Here is a 14606-nt window from a genome sequence, read left to right on the forward strand (position 1 = left end):
GCGCGAAGGAATATAAAATGCTGCCAGGAAAAAATGGTCATTTACAAATGAGAAATGGTTGGAAGGCAAACCTACTGCTTGCCCATGAAAAGAGGCTACCAAGCCACCTCAGGAAATGCCCGACGGCTCGCGTTGTTTCCACAAAAAAAGGACCGCCAAATTTGGCAGTCCTTTTTTGTGGGTAAAAAATAACCAGCACTACTTCACCACCAGGCGGTTGGTCCACCGCTGGCCGCTGGGGGCCGTGGCTTGTACCACGTACACGCCCGTTGCCAGGCCCGCCAATGACAAGGTCAGGCCCGCGGTCTGCTGCACCACCCGGCCCACTGCATCGGTGAGGGTAAGAGAAGTACCGGCCGGCAGTTGCGGCAGACTCACCGATTCGGCGGCCCTGGCGGGGTTGGGGTAGAGGGCCAGCTGAGCCACCGGCTGCGCCCCGCGCGTGGCCGTGACCACCGTGCCCAGGTGGGCCACGAAAAGATTGCCAACGGGAGCGTTTTGGCCGGTGAGGGCGGTGGTGCCAAACAAGCCGGCCCCGTTCAGAATACCGGCCACCGCCAAGCGGTTGGTGCCATCGAGCGATACATACAGCGGCGATTCGTCGCCGGCCCCGCCGGTTTTAGCCGACCACTGCACGTTGCCTGCCGCGGAGTAGCTCACAATCAAGCCATCGAGGCCGCCGGCGCTGGCTAGCGTAGCGGCACCCAGGGTGCCCTGGCCGCTGAACTGCCCGGCGGCGTAGATGTTGCCGGCGGCGTCGGCCGTCACGCCCCGGTAGGTGGCGGCCACGGTGCCGCTCAGGCCGCGCACCCAGCTGCTAGCCCCGGCTGCCGGGGTCAGCGCCCACACGTAGCCAGTAGGAGCGCCCGCCGGAGCGGTCAGGGCCTGGCTGCCGAAAGTGCCATTGCCCGTCACGAAACCCGGCACTACCAGCCGGCCGCTGGCGTCGAGGGCCGTGTTGCCGGCAAAATCGAGGCCAGGGCTGCCGGCCCGCTGCAGCCACTGCGGCGTGCCCTGGGGGTTGTATTTCACCACCACAATGTCGGCATCGCCGTAGCCGGAGGGCATGGCTAGGTTGCCAAAGCCGGCGGCGTTGGCATTGCAGGTCCAGGTGAGGTACACGTTGCCGCCGGGTTCCACGGCCAGGCTGTTGTAGTAAAAATTGGTGCCGGAGCCGGACGGCGCGGCGGACCGGCCGCCCTGCTGGGCCCACAGTGGGATGCCCTGCGGCGAAATTTTGACCAGAAACTGGTCGAAGGCGACGCTGGTGCCCACCACGGGCGTGGTGAGCGTGAAGCTGCCAAACGTGGCGCTGAGGCCAAACGTCCCGCTGATGTAGCTGTTGCCGGCCGCGTCCAGGCCCAGGTCGGCTAGGATGAGGGGGGAACCGCTGCCCACTTCCGTCATGGAGAGTACCGCTCCCTGGGCGTCGAGCTGGGTGAGCACGACCACCGGCCCAAAGCTGTTGCTGGAGAAAGTAGTGCTGCCCAACTGTGCCCCGTCGCTCGACATACCTACCAGCGTCACTTTGCCGGTGCCGTCAATCAGGACCTTTTGAAACCCGTCGTTGAAAAAACCGGCCAGCTGCCGCGACCACAGCAGCGCGCCCGCTGCATCATACTTGGCCACGAAACCGTCCTGGCCGGAGCTGGTGGTGAGCACTGTGCCGGGCGCCAGCGTGAGCGGCTGGCTGAAACTGCCCGCCAGGTAGGTATTGCCGGCGGCATCGGTCGTCATGGTGCCGGCACTGGCCAGGTTACTGCTGGCGAGCATTTTGGCCCAGGTCCAGGCCGGGGCCGTTTGGGCTTGAGCACCCAGGGAGAAGGCACTCAAGAGAAAGGGTAGTAGTTTTTTCATGAAATGGGTTGATGAATAATGAACGAACAAAGATACCCGCAGCATTCACCGGCCAACTATGGTAAAAAATTAAATTTCAGCCTGTTTCAAGCGGCTAAATGCCATCAAAAAAGTCCGCTGGAATCACCAGCGGACTTTTTGTTTTTAGTAAATTAATCGGTGGATTTACACCACCACGTTCACCATGCGGCCGGGCACCACAATCACCTTTTTGGCGGCTTTGCCTTCGCCGTGCTTGGCCAGGAAATCGGAGGTAAGGACGGCGGTTTCAATCTCGGGGGCGGTGGCGGTGGCGGCGAACTGCATCTGCTCACGCACCTTGCCGTTGATGGCCAGCGGATAGGTGACGCTTTCCTCCACCAGGAATTCTTCGCGGAACTCGGGGTAGCTTGCCGTGGAGATGCTGCCGGCCGCGTGGCCCAGCTCCTGCCATAGCTCCTCGGCCAGGTGCGGGGCATACGGAGACACCAGCAGCACGAGCGGCTCCAGAATGGCGCGCTTGTGGGTTTTGAGGGACGTGAGCTCGTTCACGGTAATCATGAACAGGCTGACGGAGGTGTTGAAGCTGAACTTCTCGATGTCTTCCTGCACCTTCTGGATGGCGCGGTGCAGCACCTTAAGCTCAGCGGGCGTAGCGGGCTCATCAGTCACGGCCAGGGGGCCGTCTTCGGGGTGGAAGAGGCGCCAGAACTTCTTGAGGAAGCCGCCCACGCCGCTGATGCCGTTGGTGTTCCAGGGCTTGTACTGCTCCAGCGGGCCGAGGAACATCTCGTAGAGGCGCAGGGCGTCGGCGCCGTATTTGCCAATCAGGACGTCCGGGCTCACCACGTTGTACTTCGACTTCGACATCTTCTCGATTTCAACCCCGCAAACGTAGGTGCCGTTGTCTTCGAGAATAAATTCCGCGTCCACGTAGTCTTCACGCCACTTCTTGAAGGCTTCTACGTCGAGCACATCGTTGTCAACGATGTTGACATCGGCGTGTAAGGCTGTAGTTTCGTACTGGTCTTTTTTGCCCAGCGTCACGAATTTATTGGTGCCGTTGATGCGGTACACGAAATTCGACCGGCCCAGAATCATTCCCTGGTTAATCAGCTTCTGGAACGGCTCGTTGCTGCTGACGAGGCCCAGGTCCTTCAGGAACAGGTACCAGAAGCGGGCGTAGAGCAGGTGACCGGTGGCGTGCTCGGCCCCGCCCATGTAGAGGTCCACGCTACCCCAGTACTGCTCGGCTTCCTCCGATACGAAGCGGGCTTCGTTGGCGGGGTCCATGTAGCGGAGGTAGTACCACGACGAGCCCGCCCAGCCGGGCATGGTGCTCAGCTCGTAGGGGTACTGGCCGCGGTAGAGCCAGTTTTGGGCGCGGCCGAGGGGCGGCTCGCCGGTTTCGGTGGGCTTGTACTCGTCGATTTCGGGCAGCACCAGCGGCAGGTCGCTTTCGGCGATGCCGTAGGCCGTACCGTCCTTGTAGTAAATCGGAATGGGCTCACCCCAGTAGCGCTGCCGGCCGAAAATGGCGTCGCGCTGGCGGAAATTCACCTTGCCCTTGCCCAGGCCCTTCTCTTCGAGGAAGGCGATGAGCTTCTGCGTGGCCTCCTTGTAGGTGAGGCCGTTGATGATGCCGGAGTTGATGTAGCGGCCTTCCTTGGTGGGGTCGGCCTGCTGGTCGAGGCCCTGCTGGGCATCGGAAATGGCGGGGATGAGCAGGTTGAAGTGCTTGGCGAACAGGTAGTCGCGCTGGTCGCCGCTGGGCACGGCCATCACGGCGCCGGTGCCGTAGCCGGCCAGCACGTAGTCGGCCAGCCAGATGGGCACGGGCTCGTTGTTCACCGGGTTCAGGGCGTAGGCGCCGGTGAAGACGCCGGACACGGCCTTCACGTCGGTCATGCGGTCGCGCTCGGAGCGGCGCTTGGTGGCGGCAATGTACTCGTCCACGGCGGCGCGCTGCTCGGGCGTGGTGAGTTCGTCCACCAGCTCGTGCTCAGGGGCCAGCACCAGGAAAGTAGCACCGTATATAGTGTCGACGCGGGTAGTATAGACCTTGATTTGGGCGTTTTCGTGGCCCTGCACCGGGAAGGTAACTTCGGCCCCGATGCTCTTGCCAATCCAGTTGCGCTGCATTTCCTTCACGGCATCGGGCCAGTCGAGCTGGTCGAGGCCCTGGAGGAGGCGGTCGGCGTAGGCGGTGATGCGCAGGTTCCACTGGGGCATGAGGCGGCGCTCGACGGGGAAGCCGCCGCGCTCTGAGAGGCCGTCTTTTACTTCGTCGTTCGAAAGTACCGTGCCCAGGCCGGGGCACCAGTTCACGTAGGTGTCCTGCTGGTAGGCGAGGCGGTAGGGGAGCACGGCGGCCAGCTTCTGCTTCTCGCTGAACATGGACCACTGGCCGGCAGTGAAGTCGTGACGGTCGCCGTCATCGCCAGCGGCGCGAATGCCGACGCTGCCGCTCTCGGCAAAGCGGGCGGTGAGGGCGGTGAGGGGCTCGGCGCGGTCGGTGTCGAGGTTGTACCAGGAGTTGAACAGCTTGAGGAAAATCCACTGCGTCCACTTGTAGTAGCTGGGGTCGGAAGTGCGCGCTTCGCGGCTCCAGTCGTAGCTGAAACCGAGGCTGCTGAGCTGCTGCACATAGGTTTCGATGTTCTTCTCGGTGGTGATGGCCGGGTGCTGGCCGGTCTGGATGGCATACTGCTCGGCGGGCAGGCCAAAGGAGTCGAAACCCATGGGATGCAGCACGTTGAAGCCGCGCAGGCGCTTGTAGCGCGTCACGATATCGGAGGCAATGTAGCCCAGCGGGTGCCCCACGTGCAGGCCCGCCCCGGAGGGGTAGGGGAACATGTCGAGCACGTAGTACTTGGGCTTATCGGAGTGGTTCTCGGTGCGGAAAGTGCTGTGCGCTTTCCAGTGGGCCTGCCACTTCTTTTCAATTTCTTCGGGGCGGTATGCGGGCATCTTGCGCGGAGTTTATTCCGGGCAAAGGTAGGACGTAGGAGAAAGTAGGGCGAAATTTGTTGTGTTGCGACGCATGACCGTTAAATCTAGCGCGTCATGCAGAGCGCAGCGAAGCATCTTGCCCGCTTCGTTGAACGACTAGATAAGCGACGGCAAGCAGGATGCTTCGCTGCGCTCTGCACGACGTTCTAAACAGAAAAAGCCGATTATCCCGCCCCCGATGGCCCGCATCCCCAAAGAGTTAGTTGACCACATCATCCAGACCGCCGACATCGTGGAAGTTGTCGGCGACTTCGTGCAGCTCAAGCGCAAGGGCCAGAATCTGTGGGCGCCGTGCCCGTTCCACAACGAAAAATCCCCGTCCTTCTCCGTAAACCCGGCCAAGAGCCTGTACAAATGCTTCGGCTGCGGCAAGGCCGGCGGCGTGGTGCAGTTCGTGATGGACGTGGAGGGCACGAGCTACGTGGAGGCCCTGAAATACCTGGCCAAGAAGTACGCCATCGAAATTCAGGAAGAGGAAAAGACGCCCCAGCAGCAGCTGGAGCAGAACGAGCGGGATTCCCAATTCATCGTCTCGGACTTCGCCAAAAACCACTACCACCGCCTGCTGCTCAACTCCGAGGAGGGCATGAGCATCGGCTACGGCTACCTCAAGGAGCGGGGCCTGAACCTGAGCACCATCCAAACCTTCGAGCTCGGCTACTCGCTCGATAGCTGGGACGACCTGATGAAAGCCGCCGAAACGGCCGGTTTCGATAAGAAATACCTGGAAAAAACCGGCCTGACGGTAATCAGAACCGACGACCAGGGCAAGGACACCGGCCGTCGCTACGACCGGTTCCGGGGCCGCGTGATGTTTCCGATTCACAACATCAGCGGCCGGGTAGTGGGCTTCGGGGCGCGCACCCTGAAGCGCGACGACAAGATGGCGAAGTACCTGAACTCGCCCGAGTCAGAGATTTACCACAAGTCGGACGTGCTGTATGGGCTGTTTCAGGCCCGGCAAGCGATAAGGACGCAGGAGGTATGCTACTTGGTAGAAGGCTACCTCGATGTGCTAAGTCTATACCAGGGCGGCATCAAAAACGTGGTGGCCTCGTCGGGTACCTCCCTCACGGAAGGCCAGATTCGGCTCATCAAGCGGTATTCCGACAATGTAACCGTGCTGTATGACGGCGACGCGGCCGGCATCAAGGCCTCGCTGCGCGGCACGGACTTGCTGCTCGAAGGCGGCCTGAACGTGCGCGTGGTGCTGTTTCCCGACGGCGACGACCCCGACAGCTACATCCGCAAAGTGGGCGACCAGCGCTTCACCGAGTACATCGAAACCAAAAGCCAGGACTTCATTACCTTCAAAACCACGCTCGTGGCCCGCGAAGCCTCCGGCGACCCGGTGAAGAAGGCCGAGGCCATCCGCGACGTGCTGCACAGCATCGCCAAAGTGCCGGATGCCATTAAGCGGCAGGTGTTTTTGCAGCAGACTTCGGGCACGTTCGGCATCGATGAGCAGGTGCTCATCACGGAGTACAACAAGCTCGTCAAGTCGCCCAGCCAGCAGAGCAAGCCCAGCGGCCAGCCTGATAACCGGGGCAACTACGGCAACGGTGCCGGCAGTGCCAATACTGGCTTTCCGCCCAGTTCCAACCCGCGCTCGGCCCCCGCGCCGCGCCCGATGACCGACGAGGAAGAGGCCGAAATGCTGATGTACGGTGGCGCCGAGGCCGCTGAATTACCGGGAGCTTCGTTCGCCTCAGCTCCGAAAAAGGCTGCTGAAGAGGAAGAAATCCCCGACATGCTCCAGGTGTGCGAGCGCGAGGTACTGCGCCTGCTGGTGCTCTACGCCGGCCGCGAGATTGATGGTGAGATGAGTGTGGCCGGCTACCTTATGGGCCAGCTCGGCGAGTACCCACTTCAGAAGCCGCTCTACGCCGAGATGTGGGAAATCTGCCGGCAGGAGCTCCTGGCCGGCCGTTTCCCCGATGCCCGCCTGCTGGCCCAGAACGAGCGCGAAGACATCCGCCAGCTCATAACCGACCTGGCCACCGAGCGCTACGAAATCAGCCCCAACTGGCGCACCAAGGAAATCTACGTCTTCAACGAAGTCGACCTGCCCCAGCTGGCCTGCGACAACGCCGTGCTGCGCCTCAACAAAGTGCACGTGCAGCGCGAGCTTGACCAGTGCCTCGAAAAACTGCGCCACCCCCTGGAAGACGCCGAAATGTTCGAAATCCTGGGCGACATCAAGCGGCTCAAGGAGCTGGATAATGAGCTGGCCGCGCTGCTGGGCACGGTGGTGGCGCGGGGCACCTGATGGAACGTCATTTACCCGCACGTCATGCCAAGCGCAGCGAAGCATGACGTTTCTTTGAGGTCCCAATCCTAAAAAATGCTCCAACGCCTCAACATCAACCGCCTGATTCTGGCCGTCGTGCTCACCGTGGCCAGCCTGGTCATTGGCATGACGGGTTTCACCTACATCGAGCACTACGGCCCCATCGACGCGTTTTACATGACGGTGACGACCATTGCCACGGTGGGCTTTGGCGAAATTCACACGTTTTCGGAGGCCGGCCGGCTGTTCGTTTCCATCTACATCCTTTACAACCTGGTGGTGGTGGCCTACCTCGTGTCGGTTTTCTCCTCCTTTATCTTTGACGGCGAGCTGCGCAAAATTTACAAAATGATTCGAACCGACCAGGAGATAAAGCGTTTCAGCGGCCACGTCATTGTGTGCGGGTTTGGCCGCAACGGCCGCCGCGCCTATCAGGAGCTGCGGGCCAGCGGCGCCCGCGTGGTGGTAGTGGAGTCGAACCAGGACCTGATGAAAAGCATCACCGAAGGCCATACCGGCGAGGATTACGACGGCGACGGCGTGCCCGGCGGCAACATCTTCACCGTGTTTGGCGATGCTACTACCGACCTCGTGCTCAAGCAAGCCGGCGTGGAGCGGGCCTCGGCCCTCATCACCTCCCTGCCCAAGGATGCCGACAACGTATTCGTAGCTCTCTCGGCCCGGGCGCTGAATCCGCGCCTGAAAATCATCGCCCGCGCCTCGCTCAAAACCTCGGAAAGCAAGCTCCTGTCGGCCGGTGCCGACTCGGTGGTGATGCCCGACGAAATAGGCGGCTCGCACATGGCCAAGCTGGTGGTGCGCCCCGAAGTCATCCGCTTTCTGGACCTGATTTCGGGCCTCAGCGCCGATAAACTACGCCTCGAAGAAATGACGTTCCAGCAAATCCGCCGCGATTTGCACGGCCGCAGCATCCGCGAGCTCGACGTGCGCTCCATCACGGGTGCCACCATCATCGGCCTGCGCCAGGCCGATGGCTCCCTGCTGGTAAGCCCGCCCGTGGACTACGTGCCCATTGCCGGCGACGTGCTGTTGGTGCTCGGCAGCGAAGAGCAGATTGAAAACTTCGAAGTGCGCTTCCGGCAACTGTAAGGAGGGGTGAGTATTGAATGGTGAGGGTTGAGTTTCGGCAATTCGTTTCCACCTCATCAAAGCCCACCATTCAACCCTCAACCCTCAAAACTCAACATTTCCCCAATGCACATTCTGCAACTCTGCCCCCGCGTTCCTTACCCGCTCACCACCGGGGGGGCTATTGCTATGTATGACGTGGCCGCGGGCCTGGTGCAGGCCGGCCACCGCGTCACCATGCTGGCCATCAACACGCCCAAGCACCACCAGCCAGCTGATGCGCTCGACCACCTGGGGCCTAATTTTCGGTTGGTGACGGTGGACGTGAATACGGATATTACGCCGCTGCAAGCCCTAAAAAACCTGCTGCTGAGCCGTCAGCCCTACATTGTGGAGCGGTTTATCAGCCCGAAGGTGGGAGAGAAGCTGTTGGAGATTCTGCAAAACGAAACAGTGGACGCGGTGCAGTTTGAGGGCACATTTGCCGCCTGGTATGCCGAATTTCTGGGGCGTAGTGAGCGCGCCGGCCTGCGCGTGCCGCCACTGGTGCTTCGTGCCCACAACCTGGAGCACACCATTTGGCAGATGCTGGCCGGGCGCGAGCGGAATCCGCTTAGACGCTTCTACCTGCGCGATATGGCCACCCGGCTGGCGCGCTTCGAGCGCCGCCACCTGGCCCAGTTCGATGCCGTGGCCGCCATCACCGACGACGACGCCCAGCGGCTGCAAGCCCTAGGCTGCCCCGAGCCAGTCGTGTTCATCCCCGCCGGCGTCGATTTCACGCGCTTCCGGCCCGACCCGGCAGTGAAACCAAAACCACGCACCCTCTTTATGATTGGCTCGCTAAACTGGCTGCCCAACCAGGAGGGCCTGCACTGGCTGCTGCGCGAAATCTGGCCCACCATCCACGCCGAAATGCCCGATGTGGAGCTGCACATCGCCGGCAGCGGCACGCCCGACGAACTCCTGCGCCCGCGCACCGATAACGTGTTCGTGCACGGCTTCGTGGAGTCGGCCCCAGACTTCATGCAGCAGTATGAGCTGATGCTGGTGCCGCTGCTCAGCGGCGGCGGCATGCGCATCAAAATCATCGAGGCAATGGCGCTGGGCAAGGCCGTGCTGAGCACCACGCTGGGGGCCGAAGGCATTGCCGTGCGCGACGGCCACGACATCGTGCTGCGCGACACCGCCGCCGAGTGGCTGGACGCGCTCCGGGCCTGGGGCCGCCAAGAAATGCCCGTGGCCGCCATTGGCGCGGCGGCCGCCCACACCGCCACCCACGTCTACGACCGCCGCCGGGTAACCGAGCAATTCGTGGGCTTATACGAGCGGCTGCGGCCGGTGCCGGTTAGCTGATGGTGACTGTTGTACTTCAGCTGGTGTTTTGGGGCTGCCTGCTGCTGGTGGCGCATACCTATGTGCTGTTTCCGGTGCTGCTGGGGTGGCTGGCCCGTGGGCGCCGGCAAAACCCGGACGTGTACCCGCCCGGCGCCGCTGACCTGCCGGCCGTGGATATCCTGCTGGCTGCGCACAACGAGGAGGCGGTGATTGAAGAGAAAATCCGCTCCACGTTCGATACCACGTACCCGCTCGACCGGCTGCGGCTGCTGGTAGGCTCCGATAATTCCTCGGACCAAACCAACGCCCTGCTGGCCGCTTTGGCCGAAAAATACCCGCAGCTGCACTTCGAAGCCTACGGGCAGCGCACCGGCAAGCCCGGCGTGATTGACCGCCTGGCCCGGCAGGCCACGGCCCCGGTGCTGGTGCTGACGGATGCAAACGTGTTTTTCGCGCCTGATACGTTGTTTGAGCTCGTCAAACACTTTCACAACACGGCCATTGGGCTGGTAGGCGGCAACATTCTCAACCCCGAACACCGGGCCGAAGGAATTTCGGGCCAGGAAAAGGCTTACCTGGAGCGCGAAAACCTGATGAAATACCAGGAAGGCGTGGTGTGGGGCGCCATGATGGGCGCGTTCGGCGGCTGCTTTGCGGTGCGGCGCGCCTGCTACCACCCGGCTCCGGCCGAGTTTCTGGTCGACGACTTTTACATCACCATGGCCGTGCTGCGCGACGGCTACCAGGCCATCAACGAGCTGGACGCCATCTGCTACGAGGACGTGTCGGACCATCTGCCCGAGGAGTTCCGGCGGAAGGCTCGCATCTCGGCCGGCAATTTCCAAAACCTGCGCGAGTTCCGTCGGCTGCTGTGGCCGCCGTGGCGCGGGGTGGCGTTTGCATGGTGGTCGCACAAGGTGCTGCGCTGGTGCACGCCGCAATTGCTGCTGTTGCTGCTAGCCGCCACAGTGGGGCTGGTGGCGAGCGGGGCAGGGTGGTTTTTCCAGTTGGCGCTGGTGGGTCAGTTGGGTCTGCCGCTAATGCTGCTGCTCGATTCGGCGCTGCAACGCATGGGCCGCCACCCTCGGCTGCTGCGCTTCATCACGCACTTCTACAGCATGAATGCCGCGCTACTGCTGGGTTATTGGCGCTACCTGCGAGGAATCAAAACCACGGTTTGGCAGCCCACGCAGCGGTTTCAGCAGGCTAAATAATGCCTGTTGCGCTGGACCGCGAGGGCGGCTGGGAATGACGCAGCCGACGGGGGCTAACTTTGCGCCCGCCCTCGTTGTTATGGGCCGAAATACTCCACCCCATGCTTGACTCCATCGAATCCGCCATTGCCGACATCCGGGCTGGCAAAGTTGTTATCGTCGTCGATGACGAAGACCGCGAAAACGAGGGCGACTTTATCTGCGCCGCTGAGTGCGCCACGCCCGAAATCATCAACTTCATGGCCACCCACGGGCGGGGATTGGTGTGCGCCTCGCTGCCCGAGGAGCGCTGCGAAGCCCTGGGCCTCGACCTGATGGTGGGCCACAACACGGCCCTGCACGCCACGCCGTTCACGGTGTCCGTCGATTTGCTGAAGAACGGCGTGACCACCGGCATTTCCGCTTCGGACCGCAGCAAGACCATCCTGGCCCTCATCGACCCCGCCACCAAGCCGGAGGAGCTGGGCAAGCCCGGCCATATCTTCCCCCTCAAGGCCCGTAAGGAGGGCGTGCTGCGCCGCGCCGGCCACACCGAAGCAGCCGTCGATTTGGCCCGCCTTGCCGGCCTGGCCCCGGCCGGGGTGCTGGTCGAAATCCTGAAGGAAGATGGCGAGATGGCCCGCCTGCCCGACCTCGAAATCGTGGCCAAAAAGTGGGGACTGAAGCTGGTTTCGGTGCAGGACCTCATTAAGTACCGCCTCGCTACGGAAAGCCTGATTACCCGCGAAATCTCGGTGCGGTTGCCCACCGAGGAAGGTGATTTCGACCTGTATGCCTTCACCCAGAACTCGAACGGGGCCAAGCACCTGGCCCTGGTGAAGGGCGACATCAGCGGCCCCGAGCCGGTGCTGGTGCGCGTGCACAGCTCCTGCGTGACGGGCGACATCTTCGGCTCGTGCCGCTGCGACTGCGGCCCGCAGTTGCGCCAGGCCATGCGCCAGATTGAGCGCGAAGGCCGTGGCGTTATCGTGTACATGAACCAGGAGGGCCGGGGCATCGGCCTGCTCAACAAGCTCAAAGCCTACAAGCTGCAGGAGCAGGGCCGCGACACGGTACAGGCCAACGAGGAACTCGGTTTCAAGGGCGACGAGCGCGACTACGGCGTGGGGGCCAGCATCCTGCGCGACCTCGGCGTTCGCAAGATGCGTCTGCTCACCAACAACCCCCGCAAGCGCACCGGCCTCATCGGCTACGGCCTCGAAATCGTGGACACGCTGCCCATCGAAATCGACTCGAACCCGCACAACGAAGCGTACCTGGCCACCAAGCGGGATAAAATGGGGCATACTATTATGAACGTGGTACCGGCCGAAACGCCGGCGGCATAGAGAGCCCTAGATGGGTGGCATATCAGCTGTAATTACCGGCCATTGAAATGACAAAGCCCCGGCGAAGCGACACTCAGTCAAAGAGTGACGCCTTGCCGGGGCTTTCATCTGCTGTTTTAGCCGATTACTGCCGATGTATCGCCCTCCGGGTACGACCCCGCTGGGGCTGCTGTTCCGCTAACGGCTCTCCGCTACCCCAGCGCCAACTGCTGCCGCAGCATCGTGAGCATTGATTGGGCGGCGTATTCCGTGTTCAGCGCCCGGCCCCGGTCTAGCACGTACTCGCGGCTGATGGTGTGGGTGGCGTCGGCGTAGGCGAGGCACACGGTCCCGACTTTTTTGGTTTCCGTGGCGCCGGTGGGGCCGGCAATGCCGCTGATGGCTACGGCCACGTCCACGCCCAGGCGGTGGCGGGCACCCTCGGCCATCTCGCGCACGGTGGCATCGCTCACTGCCCCGAACTCGGCCAGGGTTTCGGGTTTCACGCCAAGTTCCTGCTGCTTGATGTCGTTGTGGTAGGCCACGATACCGCCCCGGAAATACGCCGAGCTGCCCGAAACGCTGGTGAGGCGCTGAGCCACCATGCCGCCGGTGCAGCTTTCGGCGGTGCCCACGGTCAGGTTTTTGGCCAGCAGCAACTTGCCGATGGCGGCTTCCAGGGTGGTTTCTTCTTCGGCAAAAATGTACTCGCCGATGCGCTCGCGCAACGCGGGCAGCAGCGCCAGCATCCGTCCGCGCAGGTCGGGCAGGCCGTCGTCGGAACCAGTCAGGCGCAGGCGCACGGCCCCGAAGCTGGGCAGGTAGGCCAGCTTAATGTTGGCGGGCAGGGCATCTTCCCAATCCTCAATTTGCTTGGCCAGAAAGCTCTCGCCCAGGCCGGCCGTCATGATGACTACGTGCTCGATGGGGGCGATGTGGAACTGGGCCTGCAGGCGCGGCAGCACGTGGTCGGTCATCAGGCGCTTCATTTCGAAGGGCACGCCGGGCATGCTCACGAAGATGGTGCCTTGGTCATTGAACCACATGCCGGGGGCCGTGCCCACGGCATTGTGCAGCACTTCACAGTTGGCCGGCACCAGGGCCTGCTGGCGGTTCACGTCGAGCATGGGCCGCTGGAAGCGCTTAAAAATCTCCTCCACGTGGCGCAGCGTGGGCTCGTGCATCACCAGCTCGGAGCCGAAGTAGCGGGCCAGTACGTGCTTGGTCAGGTCGTCCTTAGTAGGGCCGAGGCCGCCGGTGATGAGCACCACCCGCGCCCGCTGCCGGGCCTGGTCGAGGGCCGCTACAATCTCATCGGCTCGGTCCGAAACCGAGGAAATCTGCCGCACGCGCAGGCCGATTTTGCCTAGCTCCTGGCCCATGAAGGCCGAATTGGTATCGATAACCTGGCCGTACAGCAGCTCATCGCCAATGGTCATGATTTCGACATCGGGCGGCGCGGCGTGGGGAAGTTGGGGGGCGTTGGAGGCAGGGGTGGGCTGGGCCGTGGACATGAGTTGGGCGAAAAAAATAGGTTTGGCCGCAAAATTGTCTTCAATTTGCACAAGCGGCGGTCCAAGGACAGCCACAGGGGCCTTCCGGTTTTCCCGCCGCAGCAGTTTATTCCATGTTTACTCGCATTGCCGGTTCTGTGTTGGTAGCGGGCCTGTTGGCGGCCGTGGCACCCGCGGCCCACGCCCAAACCAAAGCCAAAACCACGACCACCAAGAAAACTACCACCACCAAAACCACCACCCAGACCGCCGCCCAAAAAGCGGCTGCCGCCAAGGCCGCCGCCGCGAAAGCCGCTGCCGACAAAGCTGCTGCTGCCAAAGCCGCTGCTACCAAAGCGGCCGCAGCCACGCCAGCCCCGGCGCCCCTCACCGAGGCCCAGGCCAGCGCCGGCATCAAAGAAGCCCTCAACAAGGGCATCGTGAAGGCCGTGCAGTTCGCTTCGGAGCCCGACGGCTTCAATCTGAATGACGACATTCACATTCCCACGCCGCCCGACCTCGACATTGTGAAGTCGACCGTGGGCCGCCTGCCGGGCATGAACACGCTGTTCACCCAGCTCGAAACCCAGCTCAACCGCGCCGCCGAGGCCGCCGCGCCCAAAGCCAAGGACATTTTCCTCAACGCCCTCACCAACATCAGCATCACCGATGCCCTCACGCTGGTGACCAGCGGCCAGACTGATGCCGCTACGCAATTCCTGCGCAAATCGACGCAACAGCAGCTGATTTCGGCTTTCCACCCTGACATCGAAGCCGCCATCGACCAGGTTGGGGCCGGCCGTGCCTACGCCACCATCACCAACCAGTACAACAAAATCCCGCTGATGACGCCCGTCAACCTCAGCTTGGCCGACTATACCACCCAGAAAGCCGTGGATGGGCTGTTCATCCTGCTGGCCAACGAGGAAGCCAAAATCCGCAAAAACCCCGCCGCCCGCACCAGCGACATCCTCAAAACAGTGTTCGGCCGCTAGGCGTCAGATTGCCGCATTATTTGCATGAAAAA

General features: G+C 62.4%; 9 protein-coding genes. 6 read left to right on the forward strand and 3 right to left on the reverse strand.

Annotation, left to right across the window (positions count from 1 at the left end):
* Positions 1–198 precede the first annotated feature (198 nt).
* Together ACYU7Q_RS03050 and leuS are read right to left on the reverse strand one after the other, a co-directional pair.
* The gene (locus ACYU7Q_RS03050) at positions 199–1857 is read right to left on the reverse strand and encodes a T9SS type A sorting domain-containing protein (RefSeq protein WP_460607957.1); all 1659 of its coding nucleotides are present in this window, start codon (positions 1855–1857) and stop codon (positions 199–201) included.
* Positions 1858–2022: 165 nt separating this feature from the next.
* Positions 2023–4806 (reverse strand): leucine--tRNA ligase, encoded by a 2784-nt coding sequence (leuS, locus tag ACYU7Q_RS03055; protein ID WP_460607958.1) that lies wholly within the window; start codon positions 4804–4806, stop codon positions 2023–2025.
* Positions 4807–5026: 220 nt separating this feature from the next.
* Between leuS and dnaG the strand changes: the two genes are divergently transcribed.
* The 5 genes from dnaG (at position 5027) to ACYU7Q_RS03080 (ending at position 12107) form a co-directional block, all read left to right on the forward strand.
* Entirely contained in the window at positions 5027–7117 is a 2091-nt protein-coding gene (gene dnaG, locus ACYU7Q_RS03060; protein ID WP_460607959.1) for a DNA primase, read from the forward strand.
* A 75-nt stretch (positions 7118–7192) separates the two neighbouring features.
* The gene (locus ACYU7Q_RS03065) at positions 7193–8248 is read left to right on the forward strand and encodes a potassium channel family protein (RefSeq protein ID WP_460607960.1); all 1056 of its coding nucleotides are present in this window, start codon (positions 7193–7195) and stop codon (positions 8246–8248) included.
* A gap of 105 nt (positions 8249–8353) precedes the next feature.
* Positions 8354–9583, forward strand: coding sequence for a glycosyltransferase family 4 protein (locus ACYU7Q_RS03070; RefSeq protein ID WP_460607961.1), 1230 nt, complete (start codon positions 8354–8356; stop codon positions 9581–9583).
* 2 nt (positions 9584–9585) lie between these two features.
* On the forward strand, positions 9586–10779 hold the full coding sequence (locus tag ACYU7Q_RS03075; RefSeq protein WP_460607962.1) for a glycosyltransferase: 1194 nt from the start codon (positions 9586–9588) through the stop codon (positions 10777–10779).
* Positions 10780–10880: 101 nt separating this feature from the next.
* Positions 10881–12107 (forward strand): bifunctional 3,4-dihydroxy-2-butanone-4-phosphate synthase/GTP cyclohydrolase II, encoded by a 1227-nt coding sequence (locus ACYU7Q_RS03080; RefSeq protein ID WP_460607963.1) that lies wholly within the window; start codon positions 10881–10883, stop codon positions 12105–12107.
* Between the two features lie 191 nt (positions 12108–12298).
* On the opposite strand, the gene ACYU7Q_RS03085 is transcribed toward ACYU7Q_RS03080, so the two are convergent.
* The gene (locus tag ACYU7Q_RS03085; protein WP_460607964.1) at positions 12299–13600 is read right to left on the reverse strand and encodes a competence/damage-inducible protein A; all 1302 of its coding nucleotides are present in this window, start codon (positions 13598–13600) and stop codon (positions 12299–12301) included.
* Positions 13601–13713: 113 nt separating this feature from the next.
* Here ACYU7Q_RS03085 and ACYU7Q_RS03090 point away from each other — a divergent pair, with 113 nt between their 5' ends.
* Positions 13714–14574: a DUF4197 domain-containing protein gene (locus ACYU7Q_RS03090; RefSeq protein WP_460607965.1), complete on the forward strand. Its 861-nt coding sequence runs from the start codon at positions 13714–13716 to the stop codon at positions 14572–14574.
* Positions 14575–14606 lie beyond the last annotated feature (32 nt).

Source organism: Hymenobacter terrigena (assembly GCF_054776515.1).

Coding starts and splice junctions, on each gene's coding strand:
- ACYU7Q_RS03050 (WP_460607957.1), bottom strand. CDS start 1,857: ATGAAAAAACTACTACCCTTTCTCTTGAGTGCCTTCTCCCTGGGTGCT.
- leuS (WP_460607958.1), bottom strand. CDS start 4,806: ATGCCCGCATACCGCCCCGAAGAAATTGAAAAGAAGTGGCAGGCCCAC.
- dnaG (WP_460607959.1), top strand. CDS start 5,027: ATGGCCCGCATCCCCAAAGAGTTAGTTGACCACATCATCCAGACCGCC.
- ACYU7Q_RS03065 (WP_460607960.1), top strand. CDS start 7,193: ATGCTCCAACGCCTCAACATCAACCGCCTGATTCTGGCCGTCGTGCTC.
- ACYU7Q_RS03070 (WP_460607961.1), top strand. CDS start 8,354: ATGCACATTCTGCAACTCTGCCCCCGCGTTCCTTACCCGCTCACCACC.
- ACYU7Q_RS03080 (WP_460607963.1), top strand. CDS start 10,881: ATGCTTGACTCCATCGAATCCGCCATTGCCGACATCCGGGCTGGCAAA.
- ACYU7Q_RS03085 (WP_460607964.1), bottom strand. CDS start 13,600: ATGTCCACGGCCCAGCCCACCCCTGCCTCCAACGCCCCCCAACTTCCC.
- ACYU7Q_RS03090 (WP_460607965.1), top strand. CDS start 13,714: ATGTTTACTCGCATTGCCGGTTCTGTGTTGGTAGCGGGCCTGTTGGCG.